The organism is Streptomyces sp. M-16 (assembly GCF_052114405.1).
Taxonomy (GTDB): domain Bacteria; phylum Actinomycetota; class Actinomycetes; order Streptomycetales; family Streptomycetaceae; genus Streptomyces.
This window is the reverse complement of sequence record NZ_JBFRER010000070.1, coordinates 1-26,330: the sequence shown is the minus strand read 5'-3', so window position 1 is coordinate 26,330 and position 26,330 is coordinate 1. Positions and strand designations below refer to the sequence as shown.

The 26,330-nt window shown below is 73.5% G+C and carries 25 protein-coding genes, 1 pseudogene and 1 riboswitch; of the genes and pseudogenes, 19 read left to right on the top strand and 7 right to left on the bottom strand.

Translation table 11 applies throughout. The features are described 5' to 3' along the window. Positions 1-147: 147 nt before the first annotated feature. Entirely contained in the window at positions 148-1,836 is a 1,689-nt protein-coding gene (locus AB4039_RS27275) for a cell division protein PerM (RefSeq protein WP_442272029.1), read from the top strand. 453 nt (positions 1,837-2,289) lie between these two features. Here the strand turns inward: AB4039_RS27275 and AB4039_RS27270 are convergent, their stop codons facing one another. Further along, positions 2,290-2,892, bottom strand: coding sequence for a hypothetical protein (locus tag AB4039_RS27270; RefSeq protein ID WP_266841260.1), 603 nt, complete (start codon positions 2,890-2,892; stop codon positions 2,290-2,292). A gap of 225 nt (positions 2,893-3,117) precedes the next feature. On the opposite strand from AB4039_RS27270, the gene purN reads away from it, so the two are divergent. Both purN and purH read left to right on the top strand, forming a co-directional pair. Continuing rightward, positions 3,118-3,741, top strand: coding sequence for a phosphoribosylglycinamide formyltransferase (purN, locus tag AB4039_RS27265; RefSeq protein WP_266841261.1), 624 nt, complete (start codon positions 3,118-3,120; stop codon positions 3,739-3,741). Further along, positions 3,738-5,333, top strand: a complete 1,596-nt coding sequence (gene purH / locus AB4039_RS27260) for a bifunctional phosphoribosylaminoimidazolecarboxamide formyltransferase/IMP cyclohydrolase (protein WP_266841262.1) — start codon at positions 3,738-3,740, stop codon at positions 5,331-5,333. Before purN ends, purH begins: the two co-directional genes overlap by 4 nt. A gap of 66 nt (positions 5,334-5,399) precedes the next feature. Here the strand turns inward: purH and AB4039_RS27255 are convergent, their stop codons facing one another. Then, positions 5,400-6,140, bottom strand: coding sequence for an RDD family protein (locus AB4039_RS27255; protein WP_266841263.1), 741 nt, complete (start codon positions 6,138-6,140; stop codon positions 5,400-5,402). 252 nt (positions 6,141-6,392) lie between these two features. On the opposite strand from AB4039_RS27255, the gene AB4039_RS27250 reads away from it, so the two are divergent. Beyond that, positions 6,393-7,253, top strand: a complete 861-nt coding sequence (locus AB4039_RS27250) for a bifunctional methylenetetrahydrofolate dehydrogenase/methenyltetrahydrofolate cyclohydrolase (RefSeq protein WP_266841264.1) — start codon at positions 6,393-6,395, stop codon at positions 7,251-7,253. Continuing rightward, a complete protein-coding gene (locus AB4039_RS27245; protein ID WP_266841266.1) occupies positions 7,243-7,800 on the top strand; it encodes a DUF3017 domain-containing protein in 558 nt (185 codons plus the stop codon). Before AB4039_RS27250 ends, AB4039_RS27245 begins: the two co-directional genes overlap by 11 nt. Here the strand turns inward: AB4039_RS27245 and AB4039_RS27240 are convergent. Continuing rightward, positions 7,787-8,683 carry a LysR family transcriptional regulator gene (locus tag AB4039_RS27240; protein ID WP_266841268.1) on the bottom strand — a complete coding sequence of 299 codons (897 nt, stop codon included), beginning with the start codon at positions 8,681-8,683 and terminating at the stop codon, positions 7,787-7,789. The two genes, AB4039_RS27245 and AB4039_RS27240, sit on opposite strands and share 14 nt — an antisense overlap. A gap of 80 nt (positions 8,684-8,763) precedes the next feature. On the opposite strand from AB4039_RS27240, the gene AB4039_RS27235 reads away from it, so the two are divergent. The 5 genes from AB4039_RS27235 to AB4039_RS27215 all read left to right on the top strand — a co-directional run bounded on the left by AB4039_RS27235 (position 8,764) and on the right by AB4039_RS27215 (position 13,841). Continuing rightward, complete coding sequence (locus tag AB4039_RS27235; RefSeq protein WP_266841814.1) at positions 8,764-9,366, top strand: short chain dehydrogenase; 603 nt, start codon at positions 8,764-8,766, stop codon at positions 9,364-9,366. Positions 9,367-9,604: 238 nt separating this feature from the next. Next, positions 9,605-10,594: a malate dehydrogenase gene (locus AB4039_RS27230; protein WP_266841269.1), complete on the top strand. Its 990-nt coding sequence runs from the start codon at positions 9,605-9,607 to the stop codon at positions 10,592-10,594. A 147-nt stretch (positions 10,595-10,741) separates the two neighbouring features. Then, entirely contained in the window at positions 10,742-12,517 is a 1,776-nt protein-coding gene (locus tag AB4039_RS27225) for a hypothetical protein (RefSeq protein WP_266841270.1), read from the top strand. Next, positions 12,507-12,878 carry a hypothetical protein gene (locus AB4039_RS27220; RefSeq protein WP_266841272.1) on the top strand — a complete coding sequence of 124 codons (372 nt, stop codon included), beginning with the start codon at positions 12,507-12,509 and terminating at the stop codon, positions 12,876-12,878. The genes AB4039_RS27225 and AB4039_RS27220 overlap by 11 nt, the downstream gene beginning before the upstream one ends. A 3-nt stretch (positions 12,879-12,881) precedes the next feature. Continuing rightward, positions 12,882-13,841, top strand: coding sequence for a hypothetical protein (locus tag AB4039_RS27215; protein WP_442272028.1), 960 nt, complete (start codon positions 12,882-12,884; stop codon positions 13,839-13,841). Between the two features lie 57 nt (positions 13,842-13,898). On the opposite strand, the gene AB4039_RS27210 is transcribed toward AB4039_RS27215, so the two are convergent. Further along, positions 13,899-14,399, bottom strand: a complete 501-nt coding sequence (locus tag AB4039_RS27210; RefSeq protein WP_266841275.1) for a carboxymuconolactone decarboxylase family protein — start codon at positions 14,397-14,399, stop codon at positions 13,899-13,901. A gap of 46 nt (positions 14,400-14,445) precedes the next feature. Here AB4039_RS27210 and pdxR point away from each other — a divergent pair, with 46 nt between their 5' ends. Continuing rightward, the gene (pdxR, locus tag AB4039_RS27205) at positions 14,446-15,861 is read left to right on the top strand and encodes a MocR-like pyridoxine biosynthesis transcription factor PdxR (RefSeq protein WP_442272027.1); all 1,416 of its coding nucleotides are present in this window, start codon (positions 14,446-14,448) and stop codon (positions 15,859-15,861) included. Between the two features lie 148 nt (positions 15,862-16,009). Here the strand turns inward: pdxR and AB4039_RS27200 are convergent, their stop codons facing one another. After that, positions 16,010-16,825, bottom strand: a complete 816-nt coding sequence (locus tag AB4039_RS27200; protein WP_266841816.1) for a DMT family transporter — start codon at positions 16,823-16,825, stop codon at positions 16,010-16,012. 214 nt (positions 16,826-17,039) lie between these two features. On the opposite strand from AB4039_RS27200, the gene AB4039_RS27195 reads away from it, so the two are divergent. Continuing rightward, positions 17,040-17,312, top strand: a complete 273-nt coding sequence (locus AB4039_RS27195) for a hypothetical protein (RefSeq protein ID WP_266841277.1) — start codon at positions 17,040-17,042, stop codon at positions 17,310-17,312. A 7-nt stretch (positions 17,313-17,319) separates the two neighbouring features. Next, positions 17,320-18,525 carry a glutathionylspermidine synthase family protein gene (locus AB4039_RS27190; protein ID WP_266841278.1) on the top strand — a complete coding sequence of 402 codons (1,206 nt, stop codon included), beginning with the start codon at positions 17,320-17,322 and terminating at the stop codon, positions 18,523-18,525. A gap of 91 nt (positions 18,526-18,616) precedes the next feature. Here the strand turns inward: AB4039_RS27190 and rocD are convergent, their stop codons facing one another. After that, positions 18,617-19,819 carry an ornithine--oxo-acid transaminase gene (rocD, locus tag AB4039_RS27185; RefSeq protein WP_266841280.1) on the bottom strand — a complete coding sequence of 401 codons (1,203 nt, stop codon included), beginning with the start codon at positions 19,817-19,819 and terminating at the stop codon, positions 18,617-18,619. 108 nt (positions 19,820-19,927) lie between these two features. Then, a riboswitch (ZMP/ZTP riboswitch) is annotated at positions 19,928-20,018 on the top strand. A gap of 35 nt (positions 20,019-20,053) precedes the next feature. Between rocD and glyA the strand changes: the two genes are divergently transcribed. The 4 genes from glyA (at position 20,054) to AB4039_RS27165 (ending at position 24,325) form a co-directional block, all read left to right on the top strand. Then, a complete protein-coding gene (gene glyA, locus AB4039_RS27180; RefSeq protein ID WP_442272026.1) occupies positions 20,054-21,322 on the top strand; it encodes a serine hydroxymethyltransferase in 1,269 nt (422 codons plus the stop codon). Positions 21,323-21,558: 236 nt separating this feature from the next. Further along, positions 21,559-22,572 carry a tryptophan--tRNA ligase gene (gene trpS, locus AB4039_RS27175; protein WP_266841283.1) on the top strand — a complete coding sequence of 338 codons (1,014 nt, stop codon included), beginning with the start codon at positions 21,559-21,561 and terminating at the stop codon, positions 22,570-22,572. A gap of 83 nt (positions 22,573-22,655) precedes the next feature. After that, a complete protein-coding gene (locus AB4039_RS27170) occupies positions 22,656-23,240 on the top strand; it encodes a 2'-5' RNA ligase family protein (protein ID WP_442272025.1) in 585 nt (194 codons plus the stop codon). 167 nt (positions 23,241-23,407) lie between these two features. Further along, positions 23,408-24,325, top strand: a complete 918-nt coding sequence (locus AB4039_RS27165) for a YihY/virulence factor BrkB family protein (protein ID WP_266841285.1) — start codon at positions 23,408-23,410, stop codon at positions 24,323-24,325. On the opposite strand, the gene AB4039_RS27160 is transcribed toward AB4039_RS27165, so the two are convergent. Next, positions 24,322-25,560: a D-alanyl-D-alanine carboxypeptidase family protein gene (locus AB4039_RS27160; protein ID WP_442272024.1), complete on the bottom strand. Its 1,239-nt coding sequence runs from the start codon at positions 25,558-25,560 to the stop codon at positions 24,322-24,324. The genes AB4039_RS27165 and AB4039_RS27160 overlap by 4 nt on opposite strands. 121 nt (positions 25,561-25,681) lie before the next feature. On the opposite strand from AB4039_RS27160, the gene AB4039_RS27155 reads away from it, so the two are divergent. Both AB4039_RS27155 and AB4039_RS27150 read left to right on the top strand, forming a co-directional pair. After that, positions 25,682-25,927, top strand: coding sequence for an SCO4848 family membrane protein (locus AB4039_RS27155; RefSeq protein ID WP_266841286.1), 246 nt, complete (start codon positions 25,682-25,684; stop codon positions 25,925-25,927). Next, positions 25,924-26,330 (top strand): annotated as a pseudogene (locus AB4039_RS27150) (metallophosphoesterase); the annotation flags it as partial. The gene AB4039_RS27155 and the pseudogene AB4039_RS27150, both read left to right, overlap by 4 nt.

The following is a 26,330-nucleotide window of genomic DNA, read 5'->3' as shown; positions in this document are numbered from 1 at the left end:
CGGAGGTCGTCTCGACGCCTTGTGTCATGCCACACTCCCCGCGACCCGACAGTCCTGCGCGAAAAAGTACATAAACGTATATTGGGCGACACCACGGGCATTCGCCTGTTACCCGCCCATAGCGCGTGTCGTTGGCACCATGGCGGGGTGACCCAAGTGACCGAACACGGGACCCCGTTGCCGACGGTCCCGAGGGCAGGTGCGCGGCGGCGTTCGCCGGCCGCCGCGGCCTGCGTGCTGGGCGGCGCCGTGGCCGCCGGACTGGGGCTCGGCTTCCTGGCCGTGCTCGTGATCGTCCTGTGGATCAGCTCCCCCTACCCGGACAGCGGTCCGGGCGGCGCCCTGCACCTCGCCGCGGGGCTGTGGCTGATGGCGCACGGGACGGAACTCGTCCGCTACGAGACCCTCTCCGGGGTGCCCGCGCCCGTGGGCCTGACACCGCTGATGCTGGTGGCGCTGCCGGTGCTGTTGATGCGGCGGGCGGCCCGGCTCGGCAGCGCCTCCGGGGACGGCGGGGACGGCGGGGACGGCGGGGGCGGTGAGGGGGACGAGGCCGACGAGGTGTTGCCGGCCGGTGTCGTCATCTCCGCCGTCACCTGCGGCTACCTGGGCGTCGGGGCGCTGGCCACCGTGTACGCCGCCGGGGGGCCGATGCCCGCCGACCCGCTCAGCGCGGCCTGGCACGTCCCGCTGCTGGCGGCGCTCGCCGCCGCGGCCGGGGTGTGGTCGGCGAAGGGGAGGCCGCTCGGGCCGCTGCCGGGCTGGATTCCAGGGGGCGTACGGAAGGCTGTCGCGCGCCCCCGTTACGCGCTGGCGCTGCGATCGGGCGCGGCCGGGGCCCTCGTTCTGCTGGGTGGCGGCGTCCTGCTCGTCGGCGCGTCGCTGGCGTGGCACGGGTCGGAGGTGCAGTCCTCCTTCCTGACGCTGACCGGGGTGTGGTCCGGGCGGTTCGCGGTGCTGCTGCTCGCGCTGGCCCTGATCCCCAACGCCATGGTGTGGGGCGCGGCGTACGGGCTGGGGCCCGGGTTCGCGGTGGGGGCCGGGGTGACGGCCACCCCGCTCGGCTTCGCGGGCGCGCCGGCCCTGCCGAGGTTCCCGCTGCTCGCGGCGCTGCCGCCGGAGGGGCCGGGAACGCCCGTCACCTGGGCGGCGGCCGGGGTGCCGGTGGCGGCAGGGCTGGTCGTGGGGTGGTTCGCGGTGCGCCGGGCGCGGGACGTCTCCTCCGGGGAGGCCGCGCTGACGGCGGCGCTGGGCGCGGTGGTGTGCGGGCTGGCGATGGCGGGCCTGGCGGCGGCTTCGGCCGGGCCGCTCGGGTCGCGGGCACTGGCCGGCTTCGGGCCCGTGTGGTGGGCGGTGGGCGGCGCGGCCGCGGGGTGGACGCTGCTGCTGGCGGTGCCGCTGGCGGTGGGGGTCCACGTGTGGCGGACCCGGCCGCTGCGGGGTGCCTCCGGCGGGGGCGGGGAGGATGCGTGGCACGACTCCGGGATGCGGGAGCTGAGGTGGGCGGCGTTGCGGGAGGCGGCCCGACCGGTGGCTCCGCCGGTCGTGACGGGGGCGGTTGCTCCGCCGGAGCCGGTGGCTCCGCCGGTCGTGGTGGCTCCGGTGGCTCCGCCGGAGCCGGTGGCCCTGCCGGTCGTGGTGGCTCCGGTGGCTCCGCCGGAGCTGGTGGCTCCGCCGGGCGTGGTGGCTCCGGTGGCTCCGCCGGAGCCGGTGGCCCTGCCGGTCGTGGTGGCTCCGGATGCGTCCGGGGTACCGCTGGTGGTGGTACCCGCGGACCCCTTGCTGCCGCCGGTGTCGGGGGTACGGGTGCTGGCCCGGCGGCGGCCTCCGTCATGACCGGCCGCGCGTGCGGTCCCGGGCGTCGGCGGGGCGGGGCGCTCCCGGGGCTCCGCCCCGGACCCCGCGCCTCGATCGCCGGCGGGGCTTGATGTGGCGGGCTTGGGTGGTGCGGGTGCGGCACTGGGCCCGCGCCCCGGACGGGGGCTCAGGCGTGGGCGGGCTCCCGGGGCTCCGCCCCGGACCCCGCGCCTCGATCGCCGGCGGGGCTTGATTCGGCGGGCTTGGGTGGTGCGGGTGCGGCACTGGGCCCGCGCCCCGGACGGGGGCTCAGGCGTGGGCGGGGCCGGGGGCTTTGGGGGCTCCGTCCCGGACCGAGGGCCTCAATCGCCGACGGGGCTTGATTCGGCGGGCTGGGTGGTGCGGGTGTGGCACTGGGGCCGTGGTCCGGACTCCGGGCCTCGGGCGCCGGCGGGGGCTGATCCGCCCCGGGGCCGGCGGGGCCGGGGTCGGTCAGCGTTGGACCTTCAGGATGTCGCCCAGGACGTTGTCCGGGAGCAGGTCGTTGCACTGCAGTTCCGCCGTGCGGGTCAGGGCGTCGTCGCGGCAGACGAAGAAGTCCTTGTACGCCAGCTGCAGCGCGTACGAGCTCGCCGCCAGCAGCAGGGCCATGGACGCCGTCACCAGGCCGCCGACCGCCGCCGCGCGCTGCGGCCGGGCCGCCGGGCCCAGGGAGTCCAGACCTGCCGGCCGGGCCGGGGCGCCCGTCGTGGGGTCGGCCTTGGTCGCCGGGCGGCCGCGCAGGGCGCTGATGCCCCAGTACATCGCGAGCGCGCCCAGCAGCAGCCCCACCGAGGGGATCCCGAAGATCCCGAAGAAGAAGCCCCACATGCCCGCCAGCAGGGCGTACCGCGCGCGCCGCTGGAGCGGGTCCATGGGGTCCCAACGGGCCGGGCCCCCGGGGCCGCCGGGCTCGGCCGGGCCCCCGCCGGAGCCGCCGCCGTCATGGGGCCGCTGCGGTTCCCGGGGCTGCCACGGCTGGTCGGGCCGGCCCTCCGGGGGCGCCGCGAAGGGGTTGTCGTCGGTCGAGGGGTCGGGCTGACGGCGGTCCGGCATCGAGTGCGTTACTTCCCCTGTGTCGTGGGCCGGGCGCGCGCCCGGCGTGCGGTGTACGCCAGACGCTACCGCTCGCCCGTCCCCCCGTCCCTCGGGGGCGGTCCCGTGTGCCGGTATCGTTGCAGGCGGTCGGTGGCTTCGTATGGTTCCCCGTATATCGGTACCCCGAAGTTTCGTATGACCACACAAGACGAACGACGGCAATCCCGTAAGAAAGGGCCTCCCATGCCCGCCTCCCGGCTGGTCGTGCTGGTCTCCGGCTCCGGCACCAACCTCCAGGCCCTGCTCGACGCCATCGACGCGCACCCCCGCGGAGCCGAGGGATTCGGCGCCGAGGTCGTCGCGGTGGGGGCCGACCGCACGAACATCGCCGGCCTCGAACGGGCCGAGAAGGCCGGGATCCCCACTTTCGTGTGCCCGGTCAAGGACTACGGCAGCCGCGAGGAGTGGGACGCGGCCCTGACCGAGGCGACGGACGCGCACGCGCCGGACCTCGTGGTCTCCGCCGGGTTCATGAAGATCGTCGGCAAGAACTTCATCGACCGCTTCGGCGGCCGGTTCGTCAACACCCACCCCGCCCTCCTCCCGGCCTTCCCCGGCGCGCACGGCGTACGGGACGCCCTCGCCTACGGGGCGAAGGTCACCGGCTGCACCGTCCACTTCGTGGACTCCGGCGTGGACACCGGTCCGATCATCGCCCAGGGCGTCGTCGAGATCCGGGACGGCGAGGACGAAGCCGCTCTCCATGAGCGCATCAAGGAAGTCGAGCGCCAGCTGCTCGTCGACGTCGTGGGGCGCCTGGCCCGGCACGGCTACCGCATTGAGGGACGAAAGGTAACAATCCAGTGACCGCCGCAGACTCCGTAGAGAGCAACGACCCGACCACCACCCAGCGGCCGATCCGGCGTGCGCTCGTCAGCGTCTACGACAAGACGGGACTGGAAGAGCTGGCCCGCGGCCTGCACGAGGCGGGCGTCTCGCTCGTCTCCACCGGCTCCACCGCGTCGAAGATCGCCGCTGCCGGGGTGCCCGTCACCAAGGTCGAGGAGCTGACCGGATTCCCCGAGTGCCTCGACGGCCGGGTCAAGACCCTCCACCCGCGCGTGCACGCCGGCATCCTCGCCGACCTGCGGCTGGAGGACCACCGCAACCAGCTCGCCGAGCTGGGCGTCGAGCCCTTCGACCTGGTGATCGTCAACCTCTACCCCTTCCGGGAGACCGTCGCCTCCGGCGCCACCCCCGACGAGTGCGTCGAGCAGATCGACATCGGCGGCCCGTCGATGGTCCGCGCCGCCGCCAAGAACCACCCGTCGGTCGCCGTCGTCACCAGCCCCGCCCGCTACGCCGACGTCCTCGCGGCCGCCCAGGGCGGCGGTTTCGACCTGACCGCCCGCAAGCGGCTCGCGGCCGAGGCCTTCCAGCACACCGCCTCCTACGACGTGGCCGTCGCGTCCTGGTTCACCAACACCTACGCCCCGGAGTCCCCCGAGGTGGCGCTGCCCGAGTTCCTCGCGGGTGCGTGGGAGCGCAAGTCGACCCTGCGCTACGGCGAGAACCCGCACCAGGCCGCCGCCCTCTACACGGACGGCCAGCCGGGCGGCATCGCCAACGCCGAGCAGCTGCACGGCAAGGAGATGTCCTTCAACAACTACGTGGACACCGAGGCCGCCCGCCGGGCCGCCTACGACCACGACGAGCCCTGCGTCGCGATCATCAAGCACGCCAACCCGTGCGGCATCGCCGTGGACCAGGACGTCGCCGCCGCGCACCGCAAGGCGCACGCCTGCGACCCGCTGTCGGCCTTCGGCGGTGTCATCGCCGTCAACCGCCCGGTGACCGTCGAGCTCGCCGAGCAGGTCGCCGAGATCTTCACCGAGGTCATCGCCGCTCCGGCCTACGAGGACGGCGCGGTCGAGATCCTGGCCAAGAAGAAGAACATCCGGGTCCTGAAGGTGGACGGCACCCCGCACCAGCCGGGCGACCTGAAGCCGGTCTCGGGCGGCGCGCTGCTCCAGCAGAGCGACCTCTTCCAGGCCGAGGGCGACGACCCGGCGAACTGGACGCTGGCCACCGGCGACGCGCTGTCCGCCGAGGAGCTGGCCGAGCTGGCCTTCGCGTGGAAGGCCTGCCGCGCCGTCAAGTCCAACGCGATCCTGCTGGCCAAGGACGGTGCCTCGGTCGGCGTCGGCATGGGCCAGGTCAACCGCGTCGACTCGGCGAAGCTCGCCGTCGAGCGGGCGGGCGCCGAGCGCGCGCAGGGCTCGTACGCCGCGTCCGACGCCTTCTTCCCCTTCCCGGACGGGCTGGAGATCCTCACCGCCGCGGGCATCAAGGCCGTGGTCCAGCCGGGCGGTTCGGTCCGGGACGAGCAGGTCGTCGAGGCCGCGAAGAAGGCCGGGGTGACGATGTACTTCACCGGCACCCGCCACTTCTTCCACTGAGGCACGGATACGGCGAAGGCCGCCACCCGCTGGTGCGGGTGGCGGCCTTCGCCGTGTGCGGGCGGGTTACTTCGTCTTGACGACGATGGTGCCCGCGGCGCGGTCGTGCCAGCCCTGGAGCTTGCCCGAGTTGTCGAAGAACGGGGACAGGTAGACCAGGACGGCGCCGATGTAGCAGAGGAAGGCGCCGACGATCGGGATGATCCAGCGGATGAAGCCGCCGCCCAGGCCCGGGTTCTGGCCGGTGTTCTCCTTGACGACCTTCAGGCCCAGCGCCATCTTGCCCAGCGTGGCGCCCGCGAAGGCGATCATCAGCCATTCGTAGAGCAGGGTGACCACGAAGAACAGCAGCATGACGCCGAGGAAGGTCATCACGATGCCGCCGGCGGCCGCGTTCGCGTCGTTGAGGCAGGAGGAGTACGCCGGGGACAGCGGGTCCATGCCGGAGCAGTCGTCGATGGACTTCGAGGCGCCGAAGACGCCCGCGAGACCGATCGCGCTGAAAACGGCGTACAGGATGCCGATGGCCACGCCGTCGATCAGGCGCGCGCCGAGCCGGCGGCCCATGGTCGGGAGCTGGACGGTGCCCAGACCGGCGACGTTGATGTAGCCGTTGTTCGCCTGGATCGTGCCCGGCGCCTGCGGCGGCATGCCACCGTACGGCTGCTGGCCCTGCTGCGGGTATCCGTAGCCGCCCTGCGGCGGCACGCCCTGCGGGGCCTGCTGCGGGTAGCCGTAGCCGGGCTGGCCCTGTGGGGCCGGCGGCTGCTGCTGCCCGTACGGGTTGTTCGGGTCGCCGAAGCTCATCTGGGTCTTTCCTCCGTGAAGTGCGGGGACGCACGGCACGCACGGAGGACATCTGCTTTCTGCGGTACGCCCCCCGGCACTGCCCGCGGCACTCTTTCGATCGTCTTGCCGACCGTCATCGTGGTGGGCCCGTACCGGCCTTGTCCAGCCGGTTGTCGCAGAGGGCCCCACTTGTTGTGCAAGTGCAATGAAGAACGCATTCCGGTATCCGCCGACTGGAACCGGGGCCACCACATCCGGGAGGATGGCGGTATGACCGCCCAGATTCTCGATGGCAAGGCCACCGCAGCCGCGATCAAGTCCGAACTGACCGCCCGAGTGGCGGCGCTGAAGGAGCGGGGTATCACCCCCGGCCTCGGCACCCTGCTGGTCGGCGACGATCCGGGCAGCCGCTGGTACGTCAACGGCAAGCACAAGGACTGCGCCGAGGTCGGCATCGCCTCCATCCAGCGCGAACTGCCCGCGACGGCCTCCCAGGAGGACATCGAGGAGGTCGTGCGGGAGCTGAACGCCGACCCGGCCTGCACCGGCTACATCGTCCAACTGCCCCTCCCCAAGGGCATCGACACCAACCGCGTCCTCGAACTGATGGACCCGCTCAAGGATGCCGACGGCCTGCACCCCATGTCGCTGGGCCGGCTGGTCCTCAACGAGCCGGGCCCGCTGCCCTGCACGCCGTACGGCATCGTCGAGCTGCTGCGCCACCACGGCGTCGAGCTGAACGGTGCCCACGTCGTCGTCCTCGGACGCGGCATCACCGTCGGCCGGTCCATCGGCCTGCTGCTGACCCGCAAGTCCGAGAACGCGACCGTCACCCTGTGCCACACCGGTACGCGCGACCTGTCCGGGCTGCTGCGCCAGGCGGACGTCGTCGTCGCGGCGGCGGGGGTCGCGCACCTGGTGAAGCCGGAGGACGTGAAGCCGGGCGCGGCCGTGCTCGACGTCGGGGTCAGCCGCGACGAGAACGGCAAGATCGTCGGAGACGTGCACCCGGGCGTCGCCGAGGTGGCGGGCTGGATCTCCCCGAACCCGGGCGGGGTCGGTCCGATGACCCGCGCGCAGCTCCTGGTCAACGTGGTCGAGGCGGCGGAGCGGACCCCCAGTGCGGGCTGAGCACGACGAGCCCGGCGCGGCGGGGGGGCCGACGGAGCCGGAGCGAGAGCCGCAGCGCGAGCCGGAGCGAGAGCCGCAGCACGGTCCGGAGCGGGATGCGCAGAGCGAGCCGCAGCCGGAGCGGAACCACGGGCAGGCGGAGCCGCCGCGGGCGGGGGCCGCGAGGTCGCGGCGGTTCCCCTCCGTCACCGAGGGCACCGTACGTCCCGAGGGCAGCGGGCGCGCCGTCCCCGGGGCGGTGTCCACGCCGGCCCGTCAGTGGCCGATGCTCAGCGTCCTGGCGGCCACCGCCGCCGGGCTGCTGACCACGGCCGCGGGGCATCCGCGGGCCGGCTGCCTGATGATCGGCATCGCCCTGATCGCGGCCGCCGCGATGCGCCGCTTCCTGCCCTCGGTGGGCATGCTCGCGGTGCGTTCCCGCTTCACGGACATGATCACGTACGGGCTGCTCGGCGTGGCGATCACGCTGCTCGCGGTGGTCATGGAGCCCAAGCCCTTGCTGGACATCCCCTTCCTGGAGAGCGCGGTCCGCGTCACCGTCCGGTGACCGGGAGCGCGGTCAGCGCGGCCAGCGCGGCCGCGAGGGCCGGCCTGGTCTCGGCGCCCGCCCGGACCAGCGCCTCCAGGACCCGCCCCCGGCCCGGCAGTTCCACCACCGCCGTGCCGGGCGGCGGTGCGTCACACAGCAGTTTCGGCAGGATCGAGGCGGCCCGGCCGGTCGCCACCAGATGCAGCCCGGCCCGCAGGTCCCCGCACTCGTGCGTGATCCGCGGGGTGAACCCGGCGTTGCGGCAGGCGTGCAGGAGCATCTCCCGGCAGCTGCTCGGGGCGGGCGCCGAGACCCAGTCGGCGTCCCGCAGCGCCGCCAGCCCGTCCCGCCCGTAGGCCGGGAGGAGGGCCTCGGGCAGCGCCAGGCAGAGCGGGTCGTCGAACAGCGGGACGGCGGTGGTGCCGCTCGCGGGCGGGGCGCCGAGCAGCGGGTACGCGTAGGTCACCGCCAGGTCCAGGCGGCGCCCGCGCAGCAGCGGCAGCGCCTCCTCCGGATCGGCCTGCACGATCCGCGGCCGCAGTCCCGGATGGCGTGCGGCGAGGGCGGCGACCAGCGGGGCGGCCACCGTCGCCAGCGCGCTCGGGGCGCAGCCCACGCGCAGCTCCCCGACCGGTCCGGCGTCGAGGGCCCGTACGGCCCCCTCGGCGCGTTCCAGTGCGGCCAGGACCGGGTCGCAGGCGGCAGCCAGGGCGACGCCCGCGGGGGTGAGGCGCAGTCCGCGCCCGTCCCGTTCGACGAGGGCGGCCCCGGCCTCGGCCTCCAGGGCCCTCAGCTGCTGGGAGACGGCGGAGGGGGTGACGCGGTGCAGCTCGGCGACCGCGGTCACTTTCCCGTGTTCCGCCAGGTCCCTCAGGATGACCATCCGCTTCACGTCAAGCATGAGTTCATCTTAATGATTGCTGTAGTGAAGGTAGCTGGACTTCACATTGAGGCGCGGGCGATGCTCGTGCCATGAATCCCTTGAAGGTGCTCCTGATCGGCGCCGGCGGCACGCTCGGCCGCGCGGTGCACACGGCCCTGCGCGAGCGCGGCCACGAGGTGGTCACCGCCTCCCGCGAGGGCGCGGACGTCCGCGTCGACATCACCGACCCCGAGTCCGTCCGGGCGATGTACGAGGCGGTCGGCCCCGTCGACGCGGTGGCCTGTGCGGCCGGCTCCGTCCCGTGGCGCCCGCTGGGCGAGCTCACCACCGCCGACGTCCGGGCCGGCCTGGAGGGCAAGGCCGTCAGCCAGATCGAGCTGGTCCGCCAGGGCGCCCCCCGGCTGCCCGCGCACGCCTCGTACACCCTGATCACCGGCATCCTGGCCCGCGAGCCCCTGCTCACCGGCTCGGTCGCCTCCCTCGCCAACGGCGCGGTCGAGGCCTTCGTACGGGCCGCCGCGATCGAACTGCCGGGCCGTCAGCGGATCAACGCCGTCAGCCCGACCGTGTTCACCGAGTCCCTCGGCGTCTACGGGGAGACCTTCGCCGGATTCGACGCGGTGCCGGTCGCCCGCGCGGCGAACGCCTACGTCAAGTCGGTCGAGGGGCACCGGACGGGGGAGATCTTCCGGGTGGAGTAGTGCCCGGGGGAGGGTGGTGAGCGGGGCCCGGACCGGGTCCCGCCTTCGATCCGGCGGGTCCGTGTGCCGTGGACCACAGGGACCCGGGGGTTGGGGGCCCCGCGGGTCGGATAGCCTGACCGCGGATGTCTCTTCACGTCAAGATTCGTAAGGACAGGGAAGCGGCGTCCTCCCAGAACTTGGGGCCCAGCACATGGGGCAGGGACGCCCCACCGCCAGCTGTCTAACGGAGAAGGCCATGACCCGCACTCCCGTGAATGTCACCGTGACCGGCGCCGCCGGCCAGATCGGCTACGCGCTGCTCTTCCGCATCGCCTCCGGCCACCTGCTCGGCGCGGACGTGCCGGTCAAGCTCCGCCTGCTGGAGATCCCGCAGGGCATGAAGGCCGCCGAGGGCACCGCCATGGAGCTCGACGACTGCGCCTTCCCGCTGCTCAAGGGCATCGACATCTTCGACGACCCGAACCAGGGCTTCGCCGGCGCCAACGTCGCGCTGCTCGTGGGCGCCCGCCCGCGCACCAAGGGCATGGAGCGCGGTGACCTGCTTTCCGCCAACGGCGGCATCTTCAAGCCGCAGGGCGCCGCGATCAACGCGCACGCCGCGGACGACATCAAGGTCCTGGTCGTGGGCAACCCGGCCAACACCAACGCGCTCATCGCGCAGGCCGCCGCCCCGGACGTCCCGGCCGAGCGCTTCACCGCGATGACCCGCCTGGACCACAACCGCGCGATCTCGCAGCTCGCGAAGAAGACCGGCGCCGACGTCACCGACATCAAGCGCCTGACCATCTGGGGCAACCACTCGGCGACCCAGTACCCCGACATCTTCCACGCGGAGATCGCCGGCAAGAACGCCGCCGAGGTCGTGGGCGACGAGGTGTGGCTCGGCGACACCTTCATCCCGACCGTCGCCAAGCGCGGCGCCGCGATCATCGAGGCCCGTGGCGCGTCCTCGGCCGCCTCGGCCGCCAACGCCGCCATCGACCACGTGCACACCTGGGTCAACGGCACCGCCGCGGGCGACTGGACCTCGATGGGCATCCCGTCGGACGGCTCCTACGGCGTCCCGGAGGGCATCATCTCCTCCTTCCCCGTCACCACCAAGGACGGCAAGTACGAGATCGTCCAGGGCCTGGACATCAACGAGTTCTCCCGTGCGCGCATCGACGCGTCCGTGGCGGAGCTCGTCGAGGAGCGCGACGCGGTCCGCGAGCTCGGCCTCATCTGAGCCCCACCCGGCAGGACGGCCGGTCCGATCCTTTGATCTGATCGTCTGACCTGTACGAACGTCCTTGCGCCCCGGTCAAACCCGACCGGGGCGCTTTGGCGTGTTTTCACCTGTCGGGTGCGTGTAGGCGGAAAATAAGGTCGGCCGGTGACCGACCATCTGATTCCCCCTCAGCCGGGCGGTGACGCCCGGACGGACCAACGGCCCGGCCGTCCGCCCGTGCATCCCGCCGTCAGCGAGGCCGGCCGCCTGCTGTGCGCGGGCACCTACCTCGACGCGGCGTACCGCGACCGGGTGATCGACGAACTCTTCGTGCACGAGGAGCGCATCGCCGCTCCGTCCTACGGATTCGACGCGGCCCGGGTCCTGGCCCACGCGCTCCGCGCCCGCCGCATCGAACTCGCCTGGGCCGCCGGGGTCCTCGGCGCCTGGTTCGTCGGCTCACTGCTGACCGGCGGCCTGCTCGCGCTGCTGCTGTTCCCCTTCGTGCTGCTGAGCCTCGCCCGTTGGCTCCGCGCCCGGGCCAACGTCCTGCTGCGCTTCCTGTCCGTGCTGGTCCGGATCTACGCCTGGTGGTTGTTCGCCGCGGTCCTGGCGGGCGTCTGGACCTCCCTGTACGGCCCCCTGGGCGGGTTCGCCGGCTTCTTCTTCCCCGGCGTCGGCGACCTCGTGACCCCCGGCACCTCCGCCGGCCACTACGACAGCGGCTTCGGCGGTGGCCCCGGCGGCTACCCGCACGACGACGGCGTGCCCGCCGCGCTGTGGCTGGCCCCCGTCGTCTTCGCCGCCGTCGTGGCCGTCGTCGGGCTCCAGCGCGGACACGCCGCCCGCATCGTCGCCACCGAGCTGTCCCCGGCCCGCTACGCCGAGCAGGCCGGCGATCCCGCCGAGGCCGCGCCGGGCGTGCGCTACTCCCGCGTCCGCGACCGGATCCGGGCCGAACAGCACGCCCCGCTCGTCATGTACGACATCAACGGCCCCTTCACCGGGGCCGGGGACGCCTTCCGGCCCTGGCAGCTGTCCGTCGAGCTGCGCCCCCGGGATGACCTCGGCCCCGACCGCACCCCGCAGGCCGTCACCAACGCCCACATCGTCGGGCGCATCGTGCCGCTGCTGCACGCCCTGCGCGTACCGTCCCCGCACGGCTCCCCGCAGGCCGAGGCCGCCGTCCTGGACCGGCTGCGCGAACTGGTCGTCGACGAGTGCGTCTTCCTCCCGGCCGGCGGCCTGCCGCACCGGGACGCGGCTCCGCTGAGCCCGCGGCAGTTCGCCGAACACCGCTCCGGCGCCATCGAGGAGGGCGGGGAGCGGCGCAGGCACTTCCTGCGCGTCCGGGTCGGCGGCTGGGACGAGAACCTCGTCGTGACCGTGTTCGTCCGGGTCCACACCCAGGGCCGCATGCTGATGCTGGAAGTGGCCCCGCACGTGCTGCTCCCCGTACGCACCCGGTTCCAGCGGGCCGACGCGGAGGCCCACCGGCTCCTGCACAACACCTGGTTCGGCAAGGCCGTCGCGGCGCTCGCCGCCACCCCCCGTTCCTTCACCGGAGCCCTCGCCACCCTCGGCCGCGGCCTCGCCAGCTGGTGGCGGATCGTCACCGGCGGCCACGGCGGGGCCCGCCCCGAGGGGCCGCAGCTGTCGGTGCGGGAGATCGCGGCGGAGGAGGACGGCTCCCTCTTCCACCTCATGGACCTGGACCGGTATCTGAAAACGATTCAGGACCGGGTGGTCAGCGGGGTTACCGTCGCTCTGCACGAAGCGGGCTGGCACACGGCGGAATTCGCACAGCGCGCGGTCCACGTCGCCGAGGGCGGCGTGTTCATCCAGTCGGTGAACGGCAGCGCCTTCAGCGTCGGCGGCACCGGACACCACAACACCGCCGGCGGCGGTGCGGGCGGAAAGGGGAGCAGCGGTGGCAAATGACGGTGGAGAGCCCTCGGTCCGGATCGGCGGGATCAGCGGCAGCGCCTTCAGCATCGGCGGCAGCGGGCACACCAACACCGTGCACCACGGCGGTACGGGAGCGGCGGCGCCCGGCGCCGCGGAGCTCCTGGAGGCCGTCCTCGAACTGCGGGCCGCCCTCGTCCGGCTGCCCCGCGGCGAGGACCGGACGGCGCTCGACGCCGAACTGGACGAGGCCGCCGGGGAGCTGGAGGAGGCCGGTGAGGTCCGGCCCGGCCTCGCTGCACGGCTGCGCGGGGCGCTGGTGCGCTGGGCCCCGCTGGTGGAGTCCGTGAGCGCGGCCACCGCCCTGGGCGAACTGCTCGTCTCGCTGGGAGGCTGACCGGTGTCCTCGCCCGACGGCGCCCCCGGCGCCCCCTGGTGGAACTCGCAGTCGCAGCGGTGGGAGTGGGGCGCGCAGCCGGGACCGGCCGCCGACCCGTCGGCCGCCGATCCGTCCGCCGCCGAGCCCTCGACCCTGCCGGCCGCGCCGCCGCCCGGGTACGGGTTCTGGCCCGCGCAGCCGTCCTCGACCCTGCAGCCCCCGCCGCCGCTCCCTCCGCTCCCCCCGGTCCCGGCCCCGCCGCCCCCGCAGTACTCACCGGGCGGCGGCAGCGGTGCCAGCGGCGGTGGCGGGGCCGGGCAGTGGCGGACCCCGTTGCTGGTGGGGCTCGTGGCGGCCGTCGCGGGCGGGTCGGCCGTCGCGGCGTGGATGCTGCTGGGCGGGAAGGGCGAGCCGGCCGCGGCCCCCGGTCCTCCCGCCGCGAGCGCGCCCTCGCAGGGGCGGACCACGGAGCCCACGGGCCCCCGTACCTCCCCGCCGGGCCCGAGCGCGAGCGCCACGGCCTCCGCCACGCCCTCCGCCGGAGCGGGGTACACCGTGGTGCGCAACGAGAGCGGCTTCTCGGTCGCCGTCCCCACCGGCTGGCAGCCCAGCCATGACGAGACCGGCAGCGGATCCTTCTACCGCCCGCCCGGTGACCGCAGCGCCCTGCTCCAGATCTTCCGGGTCACCGAGGACTCCGCCACCGGCTCGTGCGAGCTGCTGCGGATGTCCTCGCAGCGCCTGGACGACGGCACCCCCGCCTACCGGCAGGTCTCCCTCGACCCCGTCGCGGGCGACGCCTGCGAACTGGTCTACGAGTACGACAGCGCCGAGTCCCACGGCCGCCGCCGGGGCATGGAGCGGATCGTCACCACCCCCGACGGCAAGCGGTGGGCCCTGCTCGCGGCCGGACCGGCCACGGACTCCCCGACGGTGCGCGCGCACCTGACGGCGGCCCTGGACTCCTTCCGGCCGGAGTGACGGACCGGGTCACGGGCGTGCCCCGGCCGCAGGACGGCCGGGGCACGAGCGGCGCGGCTACTTGTACATGCCCACCGTGTAGTGGCCCGGGACGCTGCGCGTGGTGACGCTGATGCGGTTCCACACGTTGATCGTCGCGATCACGGCGATCAGCTGGGCCAGCTCGGCCTCCTCGAAGTGGGCCGCCGCCTTCGCGTACACCTCGTCGGGGACGAAGCCGTCCGTCAGGACGGTGACGGCCTCGGTCAGCTCGATCGCCGCCAGCTCCTTCTCGGTGTAGAAGTGCCGCGACTCCTCCCAGGCGGAGAGCTGCACGATCCGCTCGATGGTCTCGCCCTGCGCGATCGCGTCCTTCGTGTGCATGTCCAGACAGAAGGCGCAGTGGTTGATCTGCGACGCGCGGATCTTGACCAGCTCCACCAGGGACTCGTCCAGGCCCTTGACGGCGGCCATCTCCATGCCGAGGACGGCCTTGTAGAACGCGGGCGCGTGCTTGGCGAGGTTCATGCGGGGGGTGTGCTCGGCGGCCAGTTCGGTGGTCTTCGTTTCGTTGGTCATGGCACCACCGTACGGAGCGGGCGGCCCATGGATATGGTCCATATCCATGACCGGATCTTGGGCCACTCTTGGGGCCGACCTCCATCTGGACCTGTCGGCCGCCGTACGGGGCGGGCGCGGGCTGCGGGCCGCGCTCACGGAGGAGCTGCGGGAGGCCGCGCGGAGCGGGCGGCTGGCGCCGGGCACCCGCCTGCCGTCCTCCCGGTCCTTCGCCGCCGACCTCGGGATCGCCCGCAACACGGTCGCCGAGGCGTACGGGGAGCTCGTCGCCGAGGGCTGGCTGACCGCCCGCCAGGGCTCCGGCACCCGGGTCGCCGAACGCGCCCGGCCGCGCCGACCGGCGGGCGCCGCGCGGGTCCGCCACCCCGCGCGCCGGGGGCCCTCGTACAGCCTGATCCCCGGTTCCCCCGACCTCGGCGGCTTCCCGCGGGCCGGCTGGCTGGCGGCTGCCCGCCGGGCCCTCACCGACGCCCCCAACGACGCCTTCGGCTACGGGCTCGACGTACGCGGCCGGCCGGAGCTGCGCGAGGCCCTCGCCGGATACCTGGCCAGGGCCCGCGGGGTGTACGCCGACCCGGACCGGATCGTGCTGTGCTCCGGGTTCGCGCACGGGCTGCGGCTCCTCGGCGCGGTGCTGCGGGCGCGCCGGGTGCGGGAGGTGGCGGTGGAGGGGTACAGCCTCGACATCCACCGCGACCTGCTGGCCGGGGCCGGCCTGCGCACCCGCCCGCTGTGGGTCGACGGGGCCGGGGCCCGCACCCCCGATCTGGCGGGGTCCGGCCCCCGCACCGGCGCGGTGCTGCTGACCCCCGCGCACCAGTTCCCCACCGGTGCCGCCCTCACCCCGCAGCGGCGGGCGGCGGCGGTGGACTGGGCGCGGACGAGCGGCGGGTTCATCCTGGAGGACGACTACGACGGGGAGTTCCGCTACGACCGCCAGTCCGTCGGAGCCCTCCAGGGCCTGGACCCGGACCGGGTGGTCTACCTCGGCACCGCCAGCAAGTCCCTGGCGCCGGGGCTGCGGATGGGGTGGATGGTGGTACCGCCGGAGCTGCTGGAGGAGGTGCTGGAGGCCAAGGGCCGGACCGACTGGAGTTCGAGCGCCCTCGACCAGCTCACCCTCGCGGAGTTCATCACCTCCGGGGCCTACGACCGCCACGTGCGCGGCATGCGGCTGCGCTACCGGCGCCGCCGGGACGCGCTGGTCGAGGCGGTCGCGGGACGGGTCCCGGTCTCCGGGGTCGCGGCCGGGCTGCACGCCGTACTGGACCTCCCGCCGGGCACGGAGCGGGCCCTGCTGCGGTCCGCCGCCTGGCAGGACCTGGCGCTGGAGGGCCTGGGCACCTACCGCCACCCCGAGTCGGCGATGCCCCCGCGCGAGGCCCTGGTCGTCGGCTACGGCACCCCGTCCGACAGCGCGTTCGCCCCGACCCTCGCGGCCCTGGTCGCCTCCCTGCCGTGACGCGGCGCGGCCCCCGAAGTCCCCGGCACCCGCCGCCGGCCCCCGGGCCTCGGCAGCCGTCCCCGCCCCTGCCCCCGCCCCCGCCCCCGGGCGTGGTGCGGCCGGGGCCGCGTCGCCGCTCCGCCGGGACGGTGGGGGGAACGGCCGGCTAGGCCTCCGGTTCGCCGAAGCGGGACAGGGCCAGGGCCCCGGCCACCGCCACCGCGAAGCCGAGCGCCGCCAGCCAGGTGAAGCCCTCGCGGGTGCGGTCGCCGAGCCAGGCCACGCCGACCACCGCCGGGCCGATCGTCTCGCCCAGGACCAGGCCGGCGGTCGCCGCCGTCACCGAGCCGCGCTGGAGGGCGGAGGTGAGGAGCAGGAAGCCCGCCGCGCCGCCCAGCAACAGGGCGTACAGCGCCGGGTTGCGCAGCTCCTGCCAGGAGAGGGAGTCGACGAGCCGGACGGACACCTCCACCACCCCGAAGCCCGTCCCCGCCGCCAGGCCCAGCACCAGTGCCCGCGAGCGGTCCGGCAGCCGGCCCGCCGCCGCGCCCACCAGCAACACCAGCCCCGCCACCGCCAACAGCCCCAGCTTCAGCGCGAACGACCCGGTCTCGGAGCCCTCCTCCCCGGACGCCAGCCCCAGCATCAGCAGCCCTGCGCACACCACCCCCACCGCAGCCCACTCCAGCCCCGACAGCCGCACCCGCAGCAGCCGGGCCGAGACCACCGCCGTGACGGCCAGACTGGAGGCGAGCGCCGCGCCCACCGCGTAGATCGGGATGTGCCGCAAGGCGATGATCTGGAGCACGAAGCCGACCGCGTCCAGGCCGAGCCCGGCCAGGTACCGCCACTGCCGCACGGCCCGCAGGAACAGTGCGGTGTCCACTCCCGAGCCCGTGCCCGGCTCCGTGGCCCGCGCCGCGACGGCCTGGAGCACCGACGCCGTACCGAAGCAGACGGCCGCACCCAGCGCGCAAAGCATCCCGATCAACACGAACCGACTCTAGGCCCCGACCTGGGCGCCCACCCGTGACAAGGGTGTGACGACGGCCGGATTCCATCCCTCCGCGCCCCGATCTAGTCTGTCGGCCATGGACAGCAGCCCGACCGGCAGTACCGCCAGCACAGACACCACAGACACCACAGGAACCGCAGGCACCACAGGCATCGCGGGCCGTACCGTCGCGAGACGCCGCATGCGCTCCGGCGCGGTCGCCCTCGGCGGCATGGGCCTGCTCGCCGCCGCCCTCGTGGCGTGCGGCAGCAGCGACGAGCCGGACAAGCGCTGTGCCTCCCGGTCGTCCCTGGACCACCTGAACATGAAGGAGTGCGGCAGCGGGGGCCGCGGCGCCTACTACTACGGCGGCACGGTCAGCAAGGGCAAGGTGTCCGGCGGCAGCTTCGACAAGTCGGCCGTCACCCGCGGAGGCATCGGCGGCGGCAGCCACACCGGCTCTTCCGGCGGCTGAGCGCACCATGCGACGGCACACCATCGAACCCCGCCCCGACTGGCAGAAGACCGTCGAGGCACAGGGCCTGATCTACCCCCTCACCCGCTATCCCGACGACTCCTTGCGCCCCTACTGGGACGAGAGCGCGTACTACTCCTTCTCCCTCCCGGAGGTCGAGGCGCTGGAGGAGGTCGTCGAGGAGCTGCACGCCATGTGCCTGGCCGCGGCGGCGCACATCGTCGAGCACGACCGCTTCGCGGACCTCGGCATCACCGATCCGAAGCTGGCCGGCCTGATCGCCGAGTCCTGGCACCGCCGCGCCGAACAGCCCTCCCTCTACGGCCGTTTCGACCTGCGCTACGACGGCGACGGGCCGGCCAAGCTGCTGGAGTACAACGCCGACACCCCCACCTCCCTGGTGGAGGCGGCGAGCCCGCAGTGGTTCTGGATGGAGGAGCGCTTCCCCGGCGCCGACCAGTGGAACTCCCTCCACGAGCGGCTGGTCGAGGCCTGGCGCCGCCAGGCGGAGCTGCTGCCGCCCGGTCCGCTGCACTTCGCGCACTCCGAGACCGACGAGCTCGGCGAGGACCTGATGACGGTGGCCTACCTCCAGGAGACCGCCGAACAGGCCGGCCTGGAGACCCACGCCCTGTCGGTCGAACAGATCGGCTGGGACAGCCTCTCGGGCCGGTTCGTCGACGAGAAGCTCCGCTTCATCCGCGGCTGCTTCAAGCTCTACCCCTGGGAGTGGCTGGCCGAGGACACCTTCGGCCCGCAGGTCCTGGACACCTACGACCACGGGGGCGGCTCCGGCACCACCGCCTGGATCGAGCCCCTGTGGAAGATGCTGCTCGCGAACAAGGCGCTGCTGGCGGTCCTGTGGGAGCTCTTCCCCGAGCACCCCAACCTGCTGCCCGCCTACCTCGACGGCCCGCGCGAACTCGCGGGGGCCGACGCGGCCGGCTACGCGGCCAAGCCTCTGCTGGGCCGCGAGGGCGCCGGGGTCACCCTCCACGGACCGGGCGGGGAGGGCGGGCCCTTCGTCCCGGCCGAGGGGGAGACGTACGTCTTCCAGGCGCTGGCCCCGCTGCCCGACTTCGACGGCAACCGGGTCGTCCTCGGCGCCTGGGTGGTCGAGGAGGAGGCGGCGGGCCTCGGGATCAGGGAATCGGCGGGGCCGGTCACGGACGAGTACGCCCGCTTCCTGCCCCACGTCATCCTGTCGACGTGACCCGGCCCCGAGGGGCCGGTCCCCCCGGGCCGGAAGGCCCGGGGTTCCCCGCACGATCAGGCTGAGCGCGGACGATGCACGCGGACGCGGATCAGTCCAGGACCGAGCGCAGCCGGTCCAGGCCCCAGTCCAGGTCCTCCTTGCTGATCACCAGCGGCGGTGCGATGCGGATCGTCGACCCGTGGGTGTCCTTCACCAGCACCCCGAGCTCCATCAGCTTCTCTGAGATCTCCCGGCCCGTGCCGCGGGAGGGGTCGATGTCGACCCCCGCCCACAGTCCGCGGCCGCGGACGGCGGTCACCGCGCCCCCGCCGACCAGCAGGTTCAGCTCCCGGTGCAGGTGGTCGCCGAGTTCGGCGGCCCGCTGCTGGTACTCGCCGGTGCGCAGCATCGCGATCACCTCCAGGGCGACGGCGCAGGCCAGCGGGTTGCCGCCGAAGGTGGACCCGTGCTCGCCCGGCCGGAACACCCCGAGCACGTCCCGGTCGGCGACCACGGCGGAGACGGGGACCACCCCGCCGCCCAGCGCCTTGCCGAGGACGTACACGTCGGGGACGACGCCCTCGTGCTCGCAGGCGAAGGTCTTCCCGGTCCGGCCCAGGCCCGACTGGATCTCGTCGGCCATGAAGAGCACGTTCCGCTCGCGCGTCAGCTCCCGTACGCCGGCCAGGTACCCGGCGGGCGGCACCAGCACCCCGGCCTCGCCCTGGATCGGCTCCAGCAGCACCGCCACGGTGTTCTCGGTGACGGCGTGGGAGAGCGCGGTGAGGTCCCCGTACGGGACGATCTCGAAGCCGGGCGTGTAGGGCCCGAAGTGGTCGCGCGCCTCGTGGTCCGTGGAGAAGGAGACGATGGTGGTGGTGCGGCCGTGGAAGTTGTCGGCGGCCACCACGATCTTGGCGTGCCCGTCCGGTACGCCCTTGACCTCGTACCCCCACTTGCGGGCCGTCTTCACCGCCGTCTCCACGGCCTCCGCGCCCGTGTTCATGGGCAGCACCATCTCCTTGCCGCACAACTCGGCGAGCTGTGTGCAGAAGTCCGCGAAGCGGTCGTGGAAGAAGGCGCGGGACGTGAGGGTGACCCGCTCCAGCTGGTCGCGGGCCGCGTCGATCAGACGGCGGTTGCCGTGGCCGAAGTTGAGCGCCGAGTACCCGGCGAGCATGTCGAGGTACCTGCGGCCCTCCACGTCCGTCATCCACGCGCCCTCCGCCGAGGCGACGACGACGGGCAGGGGGTGGTAGTTGTGCGCGCTGTGTTCGTCGGCGGAGCGGATGGCATCAGCAGTTCTCGACACGGGGTCTCCGATCGTCCGTCTGGCCGGTGACGTGGGTGGCGTCCTTTCTATCGTCGCTCGGATCGCGGACGGAGAAACCTTCTTTCCGGCGCGCCCGCTAAGGTGTCCGGTACGCACGGCGACTGGCGCACGGAGAACCGACTCCGGGGGAGTCGTGCGCGCACGACCGCACACAGGGCCGCTCGCCTGGGCCTCGCGGGGACGAGAGACGACATCGACCCCGGAGGAGCCGCCATGAGCGCGAACCACCGTCACCCCGCACTGCTCGCCACCGACCCCGAGCTGGCGTCCTTCATCGCCGCCGAGGAGAGCCTCCAGGCGCAGACCCTGCGCCTGATCCCCAGTGAGAACTACGTCTCCGCCGCCGTGCTGGAGGCCTCCGGCACGGTGCTCCAGAACAAGTACAGCGAGGGCTACCCGGGCCGCCGCTACTACGAGGGCCAGCAGAACATCGACCGGGTCGAGGCCCTCGCCGTCGAGCGGGYCAAGGGCCTGTTCGGGGTGGACCACGCGAACGTCCAGCCGTACTCCGGGTCCCCGGCGAACCTCGCCGTCTACCTGGCCTTCGCCAAGCCCGGCGACACGGTGATGGGCATGGCCCTGCCGATGGGCGGACACCTCACCCACGGCTGGGGGGTCTCCGCGACGGGCTCCTGGTTCCGCGGAGTCCAGTACGGCGTCCGCCCGGAGGACGGCCGGATCGACTACGACGCGGTGCGCGCGCTGGCCCTCGCCGAACGGCCGAAGATCATCTTCTGTGGCGGTACGGCCCTGCCGCGGACCATCGACTTCGCGGCCTTCGCCTCGATCGCCGAGGAGGCGGGCTCGGTCCTCGTCGCGGACGTGGCCCACATCGCGGGCCTGATCGCGGGCGGCGCCCACCCGTCCCCGGTCGGGCACGTGGACGTGGTCTCGACGACCACCCACAAGACCCTGCGCGGGCCGCGCGGCGCGATGCTGATGTGCCGGGAGGAGCACGCGAAGGCCATCGACAAGGCGGTCTTCCCGGGCCTCCAGGGCGGTCCCCACAACCAGACGACCGCGGGCATCGCGGTCGCCCTGCACGAGGCGGCGCAGCCGCCGTTCACGGCGTACGCCCACGCGGTCGTGGCCAACGCGAAGGCGCTGGCCGCCGCGCTGCTGGAGCGGGGCTTCGACCTCGTCTCGGGCGGCACCGACAACCACCTGATCCTGATGGACCTCACCTCGCGCGCGGTGGCGGGCAAGGTCGCGGCGAAGGCCCTGGACCGGGCGGGGATCGTCGTGAACTACAACACCGTGCCGTTCGACCCGCGCAAGCCGTTCGACCCGTCGGGCATCCGGATCGGCACCCCGTCGCTGACGTCCCGCGGCCTGACCGCGGAGCACATGCCCGTCGTCGCCGACTGGATCTCGCGGTCGGTGGACGCGGCCGCCAAGGGCGACGAGCCGGCCCTCGCCGCGATCCGCTCCGAGGTCGGCGACCTGATGGCCGCCTTCCCGGCGCCCGGACTCCCGCTGTAGCCGCCGCGCCGCCGCCGGGACCCGTACCCGTCCCGGCGGCGGTATCCGGCCACCCCCGGGAATCGGTCGCCCGGCCGGGGCGAGATCCGGCCGCCCCGCTACCGCCCGGTACGTGGTCAGGGGCCGGGCGGGACCGGGGGAGCGCGTCCGGGACCGGTCGCGCCGCGCCGCGGCGGCGGCAGGGTTCCGGCCAGCGCGGGGCCGGAGCGCGCCCCCGCACCTGAGAGAATGAAGCCATGGCTTCTGATCGTCCTCGCGCGCTCTCCGGCATCCAGCCCACCTCCGGCTCGTTCCACCTCGGGAACTACCTCGGAGCCATCCGCCAGTACGTCGCCCTGCAGGAGACGCACGACGCCTTCTACATGGTGGTCGACCTGCACGCGATCACCATGCCGCAGGATCCCAAGGACCTGCGGGCGAACACCCGCCTCTCCGCGGCGCAGCTCCTGGCGGCCGGTCTGGACCCGGACCGCTGCACGCTCTTCATCCAGAGCCACGTGCCGGAGCACGCCCAGCTCGGCTGGGTCATGAACTGCATCACCGGTTTCGGCGAGGCCAGCCGGATGACCCAGTTCAAGGACAAGTCCGCCAAGTCGGGTGCCAACAACGCCACCGTCGGCCTGTTCACGTACCCGATCCTCCAGGTCGCCGACATCCTCCTTTACCAGGCGGACTCCGTCCCGGTCGGTGAGGACCAGCGCCAGCACATCGAGCTGACCCGCGACCTCGCGGAGCGCTTCAACCAGCGCTTCGGCGACACCTTCACGCTCCCCGCGGCGCACATCGTCAAGGAGGTCGCGAAGATCTACGACCTCCAGGACCCCGCGATCAAGATGTCGAAGTCGGCGTCCTCGCCCAAGGGCCTGATCAACCTCCTCGACGAGCCGAAGGTCACCGAGAAGAAGATCAAGAGCGCGGTCACTGACACCGAGGCCGTGGTCCGTTTCGACACGGAGAACAAGCCCGGCGTCAGCAACCTGCTCACGATCTACTCCACCCTCACGGGCGAGAGCATCCCCGCCCTGGAAGCCGCGTACGAGGGCAAGGGTTACGGAGCGCTCAAGACGGACCTCGCGGGCGTGATGGTCGATTTCGTCACACCGTTCAAGCAGCGGACCCAGGAGTACCTGGACGACCCGGAGACCCTGGACTCCTTGCTGGCCAAGGGCGCGGAGAAGGCTCGGGCGGTCGCCGCCGAGACCCTGGCGCAGACCTACGACCGCCTCGGTTTCCTGCCCGCCAAGCACTGACGGACCGGCGCCCCTGGCGGTCGGGGGGGTGCTGGCGCCACACTGAGGCGGCAGCATCCCGCACACAGACGGAGGAGACATACGTGGGGACCGTAACGCTCGGCGTTTCGATCGCGGTCCCGGAGCCGTACGGCAGCCAGCTCCAGGGGCTGCGCGCCGGCTTCGGGGACGCCGCCGCGCACGGCATCCCCACGCACGTCACCCTCGTACCGCCCACCGAGGTGGAGGCGGACCGGCTGCCCGGGATCCGCGCCCACCTGGCCGAGGTCGCCGGGGCCTTCCGGTCCTTCCCGATGCGGCTGGAAGGGACGGGCACCTTCCGTCCCCTCTCGCCGGTCGTCTACGTCCGGCTCGCCGAGGGCGCCCCGGAGTGCACCCGCCTCCAGGGCCGGGTCCGCGACCCCCGGGGGCCGGTCAACCGGGAGCTGGCGTTCCCGTACCACCCGCACGTCACGGTCGCCCACGGGATCTCCGAGGAGGCGATGGACCGGGCGTACGCCGAGCTCGCGGACTACGCCGCCGGCTGGCTGTGCGAGGGCTTCGCGCTCTACGAGCAGGGCTCCGACGGGGTCTGGCGCAAGCTGCGCGAGTACCCCTTCGGCACCGGCCCGGCTCCCGTCCCGGCGCAGTCGTCGCCCGCCGCCGACACGGCCGCGCGCCACTCCTGACGCAGGGGCCGCAGGGCGAGCAGGGCGCGGAAACGGAGCCCGCGCAGGACCAGGGCGTGGATCGGGCGGGCCGGCGGGCGCGCTTCGCGAAAAGTCACAATCGACGACCGTAGTCCCAGGAGTCGGCAATCCAGGCTATTTCCGGCAGCTCATTTACGGTGGCCCCCATGGACTGGCTGAAGAAACTCCCGGTGATCGGGCCACTGATGGCCGCCGCGATGAGGACCCACGCCTGGCACTCCTACGAGCGCCTCGAACGCGTCCACTGGGCGCGGCTCGCCGCCGCGATCACCTTCATCAGCTTCCTCGCGCTCTTCCCGCTGTTCACCGTGGGCATCGCCATCGGCGCCGCGCTGCTGAGCCCCGAGCAGCTCGCCAAGCTCCAGAAGAACCTCGCCGAGCAGGTCCCCGGCATCTCCGACCAGCTCAACCTCGACGGACTCGCCGCCAACGCGGGCACCATCGGCCTCGTCGCCGGCGCCCTGCTCCTGCTCACCGGCATCGGGTGGGTCGGCTCCATGCGGGACTGCCTGCGCGCCGTCTGGGAGAAGGACGACGAGGACCAGGGCAACCCCATCGTGCGCAAGGGCAAGGACGCCCTCGTCCTGTTCGGCCTCGGCGGCGTGGGCCTCGCCTCGGCCGCCGCGTCGATCCTCGGCGCCAGCGCGGTCGGCAAGTTCGGCCAGACCCTCGGCGTCCCGCGCGACGGCGCGGGCGGCGCCTTGCTGCGCGCCGGCGCCTTCCTCGTCGCCGTGGTGGCCGCCTTCCTGGTGCTCCTCTACCTGCTCACCCTGCTGCCCGGCGTCGAACCCGCGCGCGGCCGCCTGATCCAGGCCGCCCTGATCGGCGCCGCGGGCTTCGAGCTGCTGAAACTGCTGCTCAGCGGGTACATGCGGGGGGTCGCCGGCAAGAGCATGTACGGGGCCTTCGGCGTGCCGATCGCCCTGCTGCTGTGGATCAACTTCTCGGCGAAGCTGCTCCTCTTCTGCTCCGCCTGGACGGCCGCCCGCGACGACGGCGAGGGCGGCGAGGGCGGCAAGGCCGGCACGGCCGACGAGGGAGACCCGCGGCCCGCGCGGAGCTAGCTCCGCTGGCCCCGGCGCCCGCCGCGCGGCCAGCGCCGGTTGACCACGAACGCCCCGCCCGCCAGGACCGCAAGCACCCCGCCGGCGATGCCGACCGCGGTGCCGACGCCACTGCTGCCGGAGTCGTCGCCGCTCACCGACGCGTCCTTCTCGTGGGACTTGGCGGGCGAGCCGAGGGAGGTGGTGTCCGCGCTCTTCGGCGGCACCAGCTCGCCCACCGGCTTCACCTTCCCGGCGGCCGCGAAGCCCCAGTCGAAGAGCTCGGCGGTCTCCTCGTAGACCGAGTTGACCCCGCCCGCGTCCGGGTTCATCACCGTGACCAGCAGCTTCTTGTCGCCGCGCTGCGCCGCGCCGGTGAAGGTGGAGCCGGCCATCGTGGTGTTGCCGTTCTTCACGCCCGCGATGCCCTTGTACGGGGTGATGCCGCCGGCGCCCGTCATCAGCCGGTTGGTGTTCTGGATCTCGAAGGAGTCGCGCGGCCGGCCCGCCTCCTGCTTGCCCGGGAACCGTGCGCTCACCGTCCCGCAGTACTCGCGGAAGTCCTGCTTCTGCAGTCCGGAGCGGGCGATGAGGGTGAGGTCGTAGGCGCTCGACACCTGCTCCGGGGCGTCGTAGCCGTCCGGCGAGATCACATGGGTGTCCAGTGCCTGGAGCTCCTCGGCGTGCGCCTGCATGTCCTTGACGGTCTTGTCGATCCCGCCGTTCATGGCCGACAGCACGTGCACGGCGTCGTTGCCGGACCGCAGGAACACGCCCAGCCACAGGTCGTGGACCGTGTACTCCTCGTCCTCCTTGACCCCCACCAGGCTGCTGCCCGCGCCGACGCCCGACATCTCCTGTTCGGAGACCCGGTGCACCTGGTCCTTGGGCAGGCTCGGCAGCACGGTGTCCGCGAAGAGCATCTTCATGGTGGAGGCCGGGGGCAGCCGCCAGTGGGCGTTGTGCGCGGCGAGGACCTCGCCCGTCTCGGCGTCGGCCACGATCCAGGACCGGCCGGTGAGGTTCGCGGGCAGGGCGGGTGCCCCGGGCAGCAGGTTCACCTGCGTGCCCGGCTGGCCGAGCAGGGTCCCGCCGACCGTGGACATCGACGCGGGCGGCGCCGGGGCCTTGGCGGGCCGGCCCTTTCCGCCCGCCGCCGGCGGCGGCGCCGGCGCGGCGTGCGCGGGCGACACGAGCATCGCGGGGACCAGCACCGCGGCGGAAAGGACCGTCAATGCGGTCTTTTTGGCAGACACGCAGGTGAACGTACATCCCGATGGGCTGCCCGCCCTCCCGGACCGGCCATCCGTGCTGAACCACCGCCGGTACGGCCCACCCCGGCGCGTCCGTCCTGGGGACGAATCCGATACTGGGGACATGAAACTCAGCCGCGCCGCCTCCTGGTTCCTGCTCGCCTTCGGAGTGTGGAGCTGGTTCATCTGGGTGTCCTTCGTCCGGAACTTGTGGAAGAACGGCAGCGGCCTGTCCTTCGACACGGCCGGCGACCCTACGCCGTACTTCTGGGTCCACCTTCTCCTTGCGGTGACGTCCTTTCTCCTGGGGACGGCCGTTGGTGTGATCGGGTTGCGTGGCGTGCGGGCCCTGCGGCGGGAATCACGATGACCGTCGTCGTGGTGGTCGTGGCGGTCGTCGCCGTACTGGCCCTGCTGGCGCTCGTGCACCGGTGGCTGTGGGTGCGGCTGGTCCGTGACACGACCCGGGCGGGCGGCGCGGCCCGCCGGACGGGCACCGTCCTCGCCATCGCGCTGCCGCTGCTGGCACTGGCCGCCCTGACCGCCGGACGGGCCGGAGCGCCCTTCTGGCTCCAGCAGGTGGTGGCGTGGCCGGGGTACATGTGGCTGGCGGTGCTGCTGTACCTGACGCTGGCGATGCTCGTGGCCGAACCGGCCCGCCGCCTGTGGCTCCGCCGGCCGGCCCGTACCGGGTCCGCCGGCCCGGCGGGACCGGCCGTGCCCGCGACGGCGGACACCGGCCCGGCGGGCGCCCCGGCGGGCGCCGGCCCCGG